9 protein-coding genes are annotated in these 12,045 nt (G+C 52.4%); 1 reads left to right on the top strand and 8 read right to left on the bottom strand.

Annotated features, from left to right (window positions below):
* Positions 1 to 69: 69 nt before the first annotated feature.
* From NDK47_RS09880 to NDK47_RS09850, 7 genes are all read right to left on the bottom strand, one after another.
* Positions 70 to 1,995 (bottom strand): stage V sporulation protein D, encoded by a 1,926-nt coding sequence (locus tag NDK47_RS09880; RefSeq protein WP_251874654.1) that lies wholly within the window; start codon positions 1,993 to 1,995, stop codon positions 70 to 72.
* A 123-nt stretch (positions 1,996 to 2,118) separates the two neighbouring features.
* On the bottom strand, positions 2,119 to 4,869 hold the full coding sequence (locus NDK47_RS09875; protein ID WP_251874653.1) for a penicillin-binding transpeptidase domain-containing protein: 2,751 nt from the start codon (positions 4,867 to 4,869) through the stop codon (positions 2,119 to 2,121).
* Between the two features lie 136 nt (positions 4,870 to 5,005).
* On the bottom strand, positions 5,006 to 5,461 hold the full coding sequence (gene ftsL, locus NDK47_RS09870) for a cell division protein FtsL (protein WP_251874652.1): 456 nt from the start codon (positions 5,459 to 5,461) through the stop codon (positions 5,006 to 5,008).
* 34 nt (positions 5,462 to 5,495) lie between these two features.
* Positions 5,496 to 6,440: a 16S rRNA (cytosine(1402)-N(4))-methyltransferase RsmH gene (rsmH, locus tag NDK47_RS09865; RefSeq protein ID WP_251876090.1), complete on the bottom strand. Its 945-nt coding sequence runs from the start codon at positions 6,438 to 6,440 to the stop codon at positions 5,496 to 5,498.
* Between the two features lie 74 nt (positions 6,441 to 6,514).
* The gene (gene mraZ, locus NDK47_RS09860) at positions 6,515 to 6,946 is read right to left on the bottom strand and encodes a division/cell wall cluster transcriptional repressor MraZ (RefSeq protein ID WP_251874651.1); all 432 of its coding nucleotides are present in this window, start codon (positions 6,944 to 6,946) and stop codon (positions 6,515 to 6,517) included.
* A gap of 152 nt (positions 6,947 to 7,098) precedes the next feature.
* A complete protein-coding gene (locus NDK47_RS09855) occupies positions 7,099 to 8,358 on the bottom strand; it encodes an adenosylhomocysteinase (RefSeq protein WP_251874650.1) in 1,260 nt (419 codons plus the stop codon).
* Between the two features lie 101 nt (positions 8,359 to 8,459).
* On the bottom strand, positions 8,460 to 9,380 hold the full coding sequence (locus NDK47_RS09850) for a LysR family transcriptional regulator (protein ID WP_251874649.1): 921 nt from the start codon (positions 9,378 to 9,380) through the stop codon (positions 8,460 to 8,462).
* Positions 9,381 to 9,516: 136 nt separating this feature from the next.
* On the opposite strand from NDK47_RS09850, the gene NDK47_RS09845 reads away from it, so the two are divergent.
* On the top strand, positions 9,517 to 10,800 hold the full coding sequence (locus tag NDK47_RS09845; protein ID WP_251874648.1) for an APC family permease: 1,284 nt from the start codon (positions 9,517 to 9,519) through the stop codon (positions 10,798 to 10,800).
* A 20-nt stretch (positions 10,801 to 10,820) separates the two neighbouring features.
* Here NDK47_RS09845 and NDK47_RS09840 read toward each other — a convergent pair whose 3' ends face one another.
* The gene (locus NDK47_RS09840; protein ID WP_251874647.1) at positions 10,821 to 11,876 is read right to left on the bottom strand and encodes an S-layer homology domain-containing protein; all 1,056 of its coding nucleotides are present in this window, start codon (positions 11,874 to 11,876) and stop codon (positions 10,821 to 10,823) included.
* Positions 11,877 to 12,045 lie beyond the last annotated feature (169 nt).

Here is a 12,045-nt window from a genome sequence, read left to right as displayed (position 1 = left end):
TACAGAGCGAAAGAGCGAGTGCCTGTGTACAAGCCTCACTTCGCTCCGCTCCGAAATCTCATTTTATAGTTAATCGGTTGATTTGTCACCAAGGTAGATGCGAATTTTTGAGCCTTCCTCGATTTTTTCACCTGCTGCCGGGGACTGCTGAAGGACGAGTGAGCCCTTCCCCTCCACGACGAGCGGCAGTGTGTCATAGGCCGTCACAATTTCCCGCATGGATAATCCAACCATCTGCGGCACCTCGATATAGCGCTTGTCTCCGCGCGCGATGTTGATTTCCCGTTCAATGCCGTCCTTGCGCTTGGGGACTCCCAGGTACTGCAAGGAGGTCTCCAGGATATTTTTTACACTTGGCGCAGCGATCAATCCCCCAAAAGCAAGCGCTTGCGGATTGTCTACGGCAAAGTAGACGACGATCTGCGGATCATCTGCCGGGGCGAAGCCGATAAAGGAAACGATGTACTCTCCATTGACGTAGCGTCCGTCCCTTACCTTTTGGGCGGTCCCTGTCTTGCCGCCTACCCGATAGCCCTCGATATAGGCATTTCCACCGGTCCCTCTGGCGACGACACTCTCCAGAGCATAGCGCACTTTTTCTGACGTCTCCGGTGAGATAACTTGCCGTACCTCCGAAGGCAACGTCCTTCCGACAATATCATGTGTAACGCTGTCTCGCCACTCCTTGGCCACGTAAGGCTTCATCAGCTTCCCGCCGTTAATGGCAGCGGAAACGGCGGCCATCTGCTGGATGGGGGTAACAGAGACCCCCTGTCCAAAGGAGGTTGTGCCCAATTCGACAGGCCCCACTCGGTTTAAGCTAAACAGCAGTCCGTTTGCTTCCCCGAGCAGGTCAATCCCGGTCTTTTTCCCAAAGCCGAACTTCTTGATATATTCAAACAGACGTTCTTTCTGCAGACGCTGTCCCATCGTGACGAATCCCGGGTTGCAGGAGTTTTCCACAACCTCCAGCATCGTCTCCTGACCGTGGCCTTGCCGCTTCCAGCAGCGCAAACGCTTTCCGGCTACCATGATGTAGCCAGGATCGAAAAAGCTTTCCTCCAGCTTGACCTCTCCTTCATTCAGCGCTGCCGCCAAGGTCACGATTTTGAAAGTGGAACCTGGCTCATAGGTTTTCCAGATAGGCAGGTTGCGGTTGTAAATTTCACTGGGGTAATCCTGGTATCGGCCTGGATCATAGGTAGGGCGACTTCCCATGCCGAGAATCTCCCCTGTTTTGGGATTCATCGCAATCGCCAGCACATCATCAGGCTGATAGGCGATCATCGCCTGATCCAGCTCTCTTTCAATAAACGACTGGATGTTGCTGTCGATGGTCAGATACATATCCATGCCATCTGCTGGCGGCACGTACTCTTCCGTTCCTCCCTGCATCGCCTTTCCGCGGGCATCGGAGAGATAGGAGATATGGCCGGGCGTTCCTTTTAGAAACTGATCGTAGATGCGTTCCAAACCGGTCAGTCCCTGGTTGTCAATCCCGGTGAACCCGAAGAGATGGGCAGCCATCGTCCCGTTTGGATAAAACCGTTGGGAATCTTCCACCACCAGTATGCCCGGCAGGTTCAATTCCTGGATTTGTCGAGCTTTCTCGGGAGATATCTTTCTCCCGCCGGGGACGCGCTCAATTTTTTCCCGCTTGGTAATCGACTTATAGACAACTTCTTCTTTCTGCCCGAGCACGACGGCCAGTTTCTTTGCTGTCTCCTGCGGCTCTTTCACCTGCACAGGGATCGCCATCACTGACGGTACACTGATATTGCTGACCAGTTCTTTTCCGTTGCGGTCGAGAATACGTCCTCTCTTTGGCTCAAAGTTGATGTTTCGATTCCACAGCTTGTGCGCCTTATCCTGCAGTTCAGGTCCCGCGACCAGTTGCACGTAGCCAAGCCGCGTGATCAGACTGGTATACAGCACAATTCCCATTACCAATGCGACGAAAATACGGCGTCTGACAGTTACATTGGATACCCGCACAACGAGTTCCCCCTTATAACACAGGTTGTCTCTTTCCTACCCTATTCGGCGGGGGGACATGTTAGAACTTGTTCGCTGTGCGGCAAAAGCCCTTGCTTGACTGGTTGCAGCCAGATTCTTCACCTAATTGTTGGCAGGTGTATCAGTTGCAGGTCCATTTGTCGGTGTGTTGGTTACCGGTATATTTGCGGGCGGATAAGGATAGGGGATGCTGCCTTGCCCAGCCGGCAACATCTGTCCAACACCTGGGACCTGGTTTACTCCTGTTGGGGCGACCTGCTGATAGCCTGGATAGGGCACATTCCCCGGATAGCCGGGGTACCCTGGATTCGGGATGATCTGCGTTCCTCCCGTCATTCCCGGAGGTGCCGTACCCGGAGGATAGACAGGCATCATCCCTTGCGGCTGGATGCCCGTTTGCCCTGGCATGGTTCCGTTCTGCACAGCGGGAACAGCTCCGGTACCATTTGCCGAGGTCTGGCCTTGTGCAGCTCCTGAACCGGCGGGAGGTGTACCCGCAGTACCTGGCGGGTTGGTTCCTGCCGTACCATTCCCTCCAGTTCCTCCAGATCCTCCATTCGGACCTGTATTTTCCCCATCGCCCTCCTCCACTGGCACCCCCTCTGCTCCACCCTGATTTCCATCCGGTGAGGAGATGATGGTACCCGAAGTTGGTTGCAGCGTAATTTGCAACTGTTCTCCGCCCTTTAGCTCAGTTCCCGGCGGAATATTCTGCTGCGTGACAAATCCTACTCCATACGTGGTGAGCTGCAGCTGCATCAGAGAGCCAAATTCAAGCGCTTCTCGCAATGATTTCCCTGTCAAATCAGGCATTTTCGTACCTTCCAAACGGTCGGTTACCAGCGTGACGCTCGTACCGGGGACTACCTTTTCATAAGGGGACGGATATTGGCTGGCGATTTTTGTCCCTGTTCCCATGATTGCCACCGTCAATTGGTCTTGCTCAGCTCTCAGCTTTGCTGCTGTAGTAGACATGCCAACCAGCTTGGGCATGCTTACTTCCCGAATCTGTTCGGAACGGGCAATCGCCTCAGAGTTTACGGTTTCTGCTTGTTTCTCCGCTGCTGTCATATCCGGCTTTTGTTGGAGATACTGGAGACTTCTCTCCATAACAGATTTAAATATGGGTGCAACAAATTTCCCGCCCCAAGTGCGATAATCTTCCGTTGTGGTCGGATCATCCACCACGACATAGACCAACAGCCGGGGATTATCCTTAGGAGCAAACCCGATAAAAGAGACGATGTAATGCTGGCCCTCCATGATTCTTCCTTTGTCATCGTATTTCTGGGCCGTCCCTGTCTTCCCCGCCACCTGATAGCTGTCCAATCGATAGGATTTCCCTGTACCTTTTTCCCCTGTGATCACGGTTTCCAAAATATCGCGTGTTTTTTTAGCAGTCGCTTCACTTACGACCCGGTGAACCACTTCCCGCTGTGTTCTCCTTACGACCGCTCCGGATAGTGGATCTCGAATTTCTTTGACAATATGAGGCTTCAGCAGCTCTCCCCCGTTGGCAACTGCTCCCACGGCTGCGACCTGCTGGATCGCGGTAACCGCTACCCCTTGTCCAAATGTGGTAACTGCAATATCCCGCGGGGAGTTCGGTTTCAACAGGTTGTTCAAGATTCCTTCCTTTTCATAAGGCAGTTCGATTCCCGTCTTGGAGCCAATGCCAAATTTCTCGAAATAATTCTTCAACATCTCGGGTCCCAAATACTTGTAACCCATGATGACGAAAACGACGTTACTGGATCGCTGTACCCCTTCCAGAAAAGAAATCGGTCCCCACCCTACACCGTTGTTGTGGTCACGGATCGGCTGCTTGAACTCTTTAAACATCCCGGATTGATAGATTTCATTCGGGTTGAATTTCCCTTCTTCAATCGCGGCAGCCAGCGTAATGATCTTAAATGTTGACCCTGGCTCAAACATAGAAGTAATCGCGTGATTCGTAAAATTGGTAATCCCCTTGTAATAGGTATTGGGATCAAATTGGGGCCGGTTCCCCATGGCCAGAACCTCGCCTGTTTGCGGATCAGTCACCACAACAGTCATCGACTTCGGTTTGTACTCGGCCTCGGCCTTGTCCAAAGCCTGCTCGACATAATCCTGAATTGTGCGGTCGATTGTCAGATAAACGTTCATACCGTCTTTAGCAGGCTTGTATTTGCGCTCGCCATCGGGCAGTTGATAGCCGGCGCCGTCCGTACGAATCTGCATTTCGCCTTTTTCACCGCGCAGTTCTTTGTCAAATTGCAGCTCCAGCCCCATCTTCGGTTCATCATCGAAGTCCATATAGCCGAGCACATGGGCTGCAAAGCTGTTGTTTGGATAGTAGCGGCGTGTCGTCTCCGTCACGATAATGCCAGGCAGTTGGTTGGTTTTGACCTTTTCTCCATTAGGTAGCATAGGATACTGATAATACTCGATATTTGACTTTTGCTGCTCACTGATCTTCTTGCCATACCGCCCCAACTCTACGACTTTTGAGTTCGGATTGGTCAGCTTCTTCAGCAGTTCGTCCATGGGGGCATTCAGGATGGGCGCCAGTACCTGCGCGGTGTAATACGGGTCCTTCACCACGTCCTTATCTTTCTCATCCCGCGGCTTCAGGCGGGCGCTCAGATCATAGGCACGGCCTTCATAGGCAAGAATCTCGCCATTCCGGTCCAAAATCGCTCCCCTTTTTGGCTTCAATGTTTTCTCCCAGTCCCATGTCGCATGGCTGATAATATTGGCCGCATCCACCGTCTGGAGCCACCACATGCGGACTGTCAAGGTTACGAACAGCAGAATGGCGGTTAGCGCCAATAAAATGATGCGTAAATTGATTCTCCGTTTTACTTCCATAGTTTCACCTCAACTCCGGGTCATCTCGTTCCCTGTACTTCACTGCAGATAGGACTAAAGTAGCAAATGAGCTTCTTTTACGTAAAAAATGTTACTTACTTGCGCAAGTAACATTCGAGTAGGCAGCTATATTCAATCAGTTATTGGCAGGCTCTTTCGTCGGCTCTTCCCCTGAAGTAGACGATGCCGTTGTTGTCTTTTTATTTGTAGCGGCAGCCTCGCTGGTTTGGCCGACCATATGAGCTGCCTTTGGATTGTACACCATTCCCATTCTTTCAGCTTCCATGATGATACGGTCACGGTTGCCCAACTGTTCAATCTGCAGTTGGAGGCTGGCATTGGCTTCCTTTGTAAGCTTGATCTCTTTCTTCAGTCGTTGAATCTCATAGTTGTGCTGCGAGATTTCGGAATATCGAATACCAACCAGGCTCACACCTACGACAACCAGGGTAACGAAAAAGAGATACATCAATTTTTCCCCAGTCGGAATAGACGGCTTGATCCGAATCGTCCGCTTCGTTTTTTTCTTGGTGCTGGAACGTGGTGATTCCTCCAGCTCTACCGCGAGATTTCCCCGGTAGTAATAGCTCATCTCGGTCTCCCTCCCTATGCTCTGGCTGCGAGCGTTACAATTTTTCCGCTACCCGCAATTTCGCCGAACGGGCGCGCGGGTTTGCTTCTAACTCTTGCTCCGATGGTAAAATTGGCTTTCTGGTAATGATCTTGACAGTGGCCTCATTCCCGCAGGTGCAGAGCGGAAACGAAGGCGGACAGGTGCAGCCTTTGGCATACTCCTGATAAACCTGCTTGCAAATCCGGTCCTCCAGCGAGTGAAAGGTGATCACGCTTACTCTTCCATTTGGACGCAGGATGTTGATCGCATCGATCACGGCATCCCGAAAGGCATCCAGTTCGTCATTTACGGCAATCCGAATGGCCTGAAATGTCCGTTTGGCAGGATGCGGACCCGTTCTGCGGGCGGCAGCCGGAATCGCTTCCTTGATCAGTTCGACCAGCTCGCCTGTCGTCTCGACCGGAGCGCGTTGTCTGCTCTGGACAATTTGCCGGGCAATTCGCCGGGAAAACTTTTCCTCGCCGTATTCCCAGATGATGCGGGCAAGCTCCTGCTCGTCCCATTCATTGATGATTTCATAGGCAGTCAACGCTGCCTGCTGGTCCATTCTCATGTCCAGCGGAGCATCAGCATTGTAGCTGAAGCCTCGCTCCCCTTCGTCCAATTGGGGGGAGGAGACTCCCAGATCAAACAGTACACCATCGACGCCATCTAGCCCCAGGTCGTCGATGATTTGCTTGAGGTGGCGAAAATTGCTCTTAACCAGCGTGACTCGATCTATGTAGGGCAATAGCCGCTCTTTAGCATTTTCCAGCGCCCAATCGTCCTGATCGACAGCGATCAGACGTCCGCCCGGAGCCAGACGCGAAGCGATCAGACTGCTATGACCAGCTCCACCCAGCGTACAATCCATATAAATGCCATCTGTCCGGATATTGAGTCCGTCAACGGCTTCTTCGCGCAAAACCGTTACATGATGAAATGACAAAGCCGTCACTCCCAGTTCCATCGGTGGCGATCGGGGTCCAGCCCCGCGACACCGTTTTTTCTTGTTGCATTCTCACAGTTGATCTACAAATCAAAATCCACAAGCTTCTCTGCGATCTCTCCGAAGGAGCCTTCCGACTCAGCGAAATAATTCTCCCATCGATCTTTGCTCCAAATCTCCACGCGATTGGAAACCCCAATGACAACGCACTCTTTTTGAAGCGTGGCGTAATCACGCAGAGTAGACGGTATATTTACCCTTCCCTGCTTGTCCCACTCACATTCTGATGCACCCGAAAAGAAAAATCGCGTAAACGCGCGTGCATCGGCTTTGGTAAACGGCAGCATCTTCAGCCGCTCCTCCAAAGCTTTCCACTCTTCCATCGGGTAGACGAACAGACATTGGTCAAGTCCGCGGGTAACAACGAAGGATGTGCCAAGGCCATCACGGAATTTGGCAGGGATCGTCAACCGGCCTTTATCATCGATGCTATGCTGGTATTCACCCATAAACACGGCCGATTCACCCACTTTCCTCCAAAAGGCCTCCACTTTCCCCCACTTTTCCCCACTTGGACACCTATTAGCTATTATAAAGAAAAAATCCTGCTTTTGTAAGCAGGATTTTTCGTTGATTTTTTTACCGGGAAAGGACGCGTTTCGCGATATTATTCGACCCAGCTATCCAGATATGCTTTTTGTTCGTCGGTCAGCTTGTCGATTCTGATTCCCAGTGCTTCCAGTTTGTATTGGGCGACCATCGCATCCAGCTCGTACGGTACGTTCAGCACGCGCTTGCCGATGGATTCGTACTGTTTGTTTACATGCTCCAGAGAAACGGCTTGCAGAGCAAATGTCATGTCCATAATTTCTGCCGGGTGACCGTCCCCCGCTGCCAGGTTGACCAGACGCCCTTCGGCCAGGAGATACACTTTTCGACCATCGGCAAGGACAAATTCCTCGATATCTTTGCGAACCGTGCGCTTGGATTTCGACAACGCTTCCAGCTCTACCTTGTTTACTTCGACATCGAAGTGGCCGGCATTGGAGAGGATCGCACCGTCTTTCATCACTTCAAAATGCTCTTTGCGAATTACGTCACGGTTTCCAGTCACGGTCACAAAGTAATCACCGTGTTTCGCCGCTTCGCTCATCGGCATCACTTCAAATCCGTCCATGTACGCTTCCACTGCTTTGATGGCGTCGATCTCGGTTACGATCACTTTCGCACCCAGACCTTTTGCACGCATCGCTACGCCTTTTCCGCACCAGCCATAACCGACGACCACGACCGTCTTGCCTGCCACTACCAGGTTGGTTGTACGGTTGATACCGTCCCATACAGATTGACCCGTACCATAGCGGTTGTCAAACAAGTATTTGCAGAACGCGTCGTTAACTGCGACCATCGGGAATTCCAGCTTGCCTTCCTTTTCCAGAGCCTTGAGGCGCAAGATGCCGGTAGTCGTCTCTTCCGCACCGCCACGCACCTGGGAAAGCAGATCACGGCGCTCACTGTGCAAGATCGTCACCAGATCGCCGCCGTCGTCAATGATCAGGTCGGGACGGGTCTCCAGTGTTTTGATCATGTGGCTTTTATACTCTTCCGGCGATGGGTTGTACTTGGCGAAAACGCGAATGCCGTCTTCCACCAGGGCAGCGCATACGTCGTCTTGTGTGGACAGAGGGTTGGACCCAGTAATGGTTACCTCGGCGCCGCCTGCTTGCACGACTTTCGCCAGATAAGCAGTTTTCGCTTCCAGGTGAAGAGAGATTGCCACTTTCAGACCTGCAAATGGCTTTTCCTTTTCAAAACGCTCACGGATGCGGTTAAGTACCGGCATATGTTCTTTTACCCAGTCGATCTTCAGATGACCGTTTGGTGCGAGAGCCATATCTTTTACAATGCTTTCAGATACCATGTTCATGTACGGATGAACCTCCTTCTTCTAAAAAACAGCTACGTTTAATCTTACCACAGGAATTTTCATTTTCCTATCCGTACCATAGTCTCCGCAAGAAAAAACAACTATTCCGCTGTGTTTTTAGCGTTTACTTTCTCGCCAGTACCGCCTTTGCCGGAAAGCAGTTCAAGAAAATAGCGCATCGAGCGCGGCATCCACTTCTTTTTATGATACACGAGCTGTCGGTACACACGGATATCCGGATGGGAAAAGGGAAGTACCGTAACAAGCCCCTTCTCTACTTCTTCCGTGATGGCGATCATGGGGACGATGGCTATTCCCAGTCCGTATGCCACGCACTGCTTGATCGCCTCCAAACTGCCAAATTCCAGCGACGTTTCGATACCGGTGCCGCAGTCCCGCAGAACAGACTCGATCATCGCGCGATAGCTGCAGCCCGCTTCGGGGAATATCCACTGCTCTCCGGCAAAATCCTCGGCTTTCACAAGCTTTTTCTTTGTCAGCGGATGTTCGGGGGTAGCGATGACGACCAACTTTTCTTCTCCTAGGTTGACACAGTCCAAATCGGGGTGAGACTGCAGCCAGTCGAGCACAACCGCAAAATCGTAGGTGCCGTCCTTCACTCCCTGGCGAAGCTCGTGGCAGATTCCAGGCGTAAGCAAAACTTTCATCTGCGGCTGCTCGCGGCGAAAGGTTTGCAGATAAGGCGGCAAATAGAATGCTGCCAGCGATTCTACCGTCCCAATCGTGATCGTGCCTGCCATCTCTGACTGCTCGCTTAGCTGCATTTTTGCCTCATCCAGTAAACCCAGTAACTGACCACAGTAATCGAGAAGAACTTCCCCGGCATGAGTCAGCTTGATTTTACGTCCCCATCGCTCAAACAGCGTGACGCCAAATTCCTGCTCCAGATTCTGTATTTGGGTCGTGACACTGGATTGCGCATACCCCAATACCTCGGCAGCACGGGTAAAGCTTTGCCATTTGGCTACTTCGCGGAAGGTTTGCAGATAACGAGTATCCAACCGACACACCCCTTTTCATCGATTTTTCCGATCGTTACTATCAATTATTATAGATAACTCCGATCTTTTCGTCTATGCTACACTGCAACTGAGTACGTGTTTCCGCAAAGATTTCGATGAAAAGAGAGGGCTTACAATGGAAAACTCCGCTCCACACTCCAGCGGCCTTACGAAGACACTGTCACTACCCCATATTGTCACACTGTACATTGGGGCCGTCATCGGCTCGGGTGTACTGCTCCTCCCCGGCTTGGCTGCCGAAAAAGCGGGCCCCGCCTCGATTCTGGCCTGGCTGCTGATGACGATCCTGGTGCTGCCGATGGCCATCACAATGGGATTGTTATCGGCGAAACACCCCAGTTCGGGAGGCGTCTCCACGTTTGTGCGCCTGGCATACGGGGACCGCTTCGGCAATATGGTCGGTTGGTTTTTTCTGCTTTCGGTTCCCATGGGTGCCCCGATTGTCGCCGTCACCGCCTCCCACTATGCAGCCGTGCTTCTTGATTGGGGACCGCTTCAGGTCTACCTCGCAGCCGCACTCATCCTGCTGGCTGTCGTGAGCATGAACGTGTTTGGGCTGCAGGTGGCCAGCCGCGTTCAGACCGTCGTTGTCGGTCTGATCGTAGCCATCCTGGTCCTGGCTGTGATCGCTGCTCTGCCACACGCGCAGGTATCCCACTTTACTCCATTTGTGCCGCATGGCTGGTTGAGTGTGGCCCAGGTCGCAGGCTTGCTGTTCTGGTGCTTTATCGGCTGGGAGGCCGTTACTCATCTGTCTGAGGAATTCGTCAATCCGGAGAAAAACGCTGTTCGTGGTGTGCTCTGGAGTGCTGGCATCGTCGCTTTGCTTTACTTTTCTGTCGCGCTGTTAACCGTGGCTACCCACAGCTACGGGCTGGGACGCTCAGAAGCGTCGCTCAGTGTGATGGTTCAGCTTTCGCTGGGTCCCGTCGGCGGCTGGATCGTAGGGGTGACCGCCCTGTTTATCTGTGTGGCGACGGTCAATGCCTATATTGGCGCTGCTTCGCGGATTGCTTACGCCCTTGCACGGGAAGGCTCTGCACCGCGCTGGTTTGGCCTGCTTCACCGGAAATACCGGACCCCCATCGGCGGACTGCTCTTTTTGACGCTTTGCTTCGCCCTCGTACTTACGGTTCTCGCTCTGGGCTGGATCGATCTTGCCCGCCTGATCCAGCTTCCCAACGCCACTTTTTTTGCCACCTACATTGGCGGTTGTCTGGCCGGGATTCATCTTCTCAAAGAGAGTCGCTACGGTCGGCTTGCCGCGTGGACCTCGCTGATTGTCACGGGTGCCCTTTACCCTTTTCTCGGCTGGTCGGCTCTCTACCCGCTGGTCATCGCAGGACTTCTCCTGCTCTGGGAGAAACGAAAAAAAACAACCGTACCCGCTCGAAGCTAGTGGGGTACGGCTGTTTTGCATTATTCGTCTTTTCCGATCAGACGGAAGCTCTTTCCATCCTCCGAAGCGAGATAAAAGGTCCGGTCCATACTGCCTCCCAGTTCCCCCGCATAGTACTGCACAGTCATCCGGTATTTCCCGTCGCTGATTTTCGCGTAGTAGATCAGTTCATCAAAGCGGGGAAAACTGGCGTAATCATACACCTCATATTTCATAAAGGAAAAATGCTCCTGCAGGAATCGCTCACTCACTGGCAGCTTCTGTTTCTGCACATAGGCGACCAGCTCGTCATAGCGACGAATCCTCTCCTTGTCCATCACACCGGTGACAAACGTATCAACGGCTTTTGTCATCGCCACGCGCTCCGCTTCAGTGACCTGCCCCGGATACAGCTCCGCTGCCGCTTCCTTGATCCCTTTCAGCAAGACGACAGCCTGCGCACGGGTCACGCGATCATCCGGACGAAATGTGCCGTCCGGGTAGCCAGTCATGACTCCCAGCTTGTAAATCGGGTATATCGTGAGAACCTGATTTTCTTTGTCAGGCGAGACATCATTAAAAAAGCGAGAGGAAGTGCCCCGATATTTTTCTCCCTCCGATTGCTTGCCCAGGGCAGCCAGCGACAGCCTTGCCGCTTCTACGCGAGTAACGGGCTCCTCCGGCTTGCCATTCGGGATGATTCCTGCCGAAAACAGATGCTTGTAGGTTTTTTCTGACCATCGTCCCTGTACAGGGCTCAGATACAGCTCCCGAGATAAGTCATCGGGCTCATGGCCATTGTAGGCGGGCAAGAGGCGTTCGAGCAAAGCCATGAACTGTTCTTGTGAAACAGGCTGCTCCGGACGAAACGTGCCATCTGGAAAACCCTGCAGCCAACCCGCTCGCACGGCTTCATCGATCTCTTTTTTCGCCCAATGACGATCTGTATCGACGAAGGTTTTGCTGCTGATCTGATCGGTATAACGGGCCTCAGCTGTCTGTAGGCCAGCTCCCGCACCCGTAAAGAAGCAGGTAACGGAAAGGGCAAAAGCCGCCATCCATACCCATTTTCCTCTGTTTGTCATCTTGTTCTGCATGAAAAGTTTGACCACCTTTCGCAGGAAATCACCTGTTCATTAGGTATGACGTTTGTATGTGTTAAATGTTTCGACAAATGACAACAAAGTGACAGGTAACTTTTCCCATCGTATCACAAGAATAACGGGCTTGACCACTTCTTTGGACTGAGCTTTGGCCAGCGTCTGG

Origin of the sequence: Brevibacillus ruminantium (assembly GCF_023746555.1) — a bacterium.
GTDB classification, from domain to species: domain Bacteria; phylum Bacillota; class Bacilli; order Brevibacillales; family Brevibacillaceae; genus Brevibacillus; species Brevibacillus ruminantium.
This window is presented reverse-complemented; position numbering and strand designations above follow the sequence as displayed.

What these genes read in the sequence shown, in the direction of transcription:
- ftsL (WP_251874652.1), bottom strand. Translation starts at nt 5,461, where the DNA reads ATGAGCTATTACTACCGGGGAAATCTCGCGGTAGAGCTGGAGGAATCA.
- NDK47_RS09840 (WP_251874647.1), bottom strand. Translation starts at nt 11,876, where the DNA reads ATGCAGAACAAGATGACAAACAGAGGAAAATGGGTATGGATGGCGGCT.
- NDK47_RS09845 (WP_251874648.1), top strand. Translation starts at nt 9,517, where the DNA reads ATGGAAAACTCCGCTCCACACTCCAGCGGCCTTACGAAGACACTGTCA.
- NDK47_RS09855 (WP_251874650.1), bottom strand. Translation starts at nt 8,358, where the DNA reads ATGAACATGGTATCTGAAAGCATTGTAAAAGATATGGCTCTCGCACCA.
- NDK47_RS09875 (WP_251874653.1), bottom strand. Translation starts at nt 4,869, where the DNA reads ATGGAAGTAAAACGGAGAATCAATTTACGCATCATTTTATTGGCGCTA.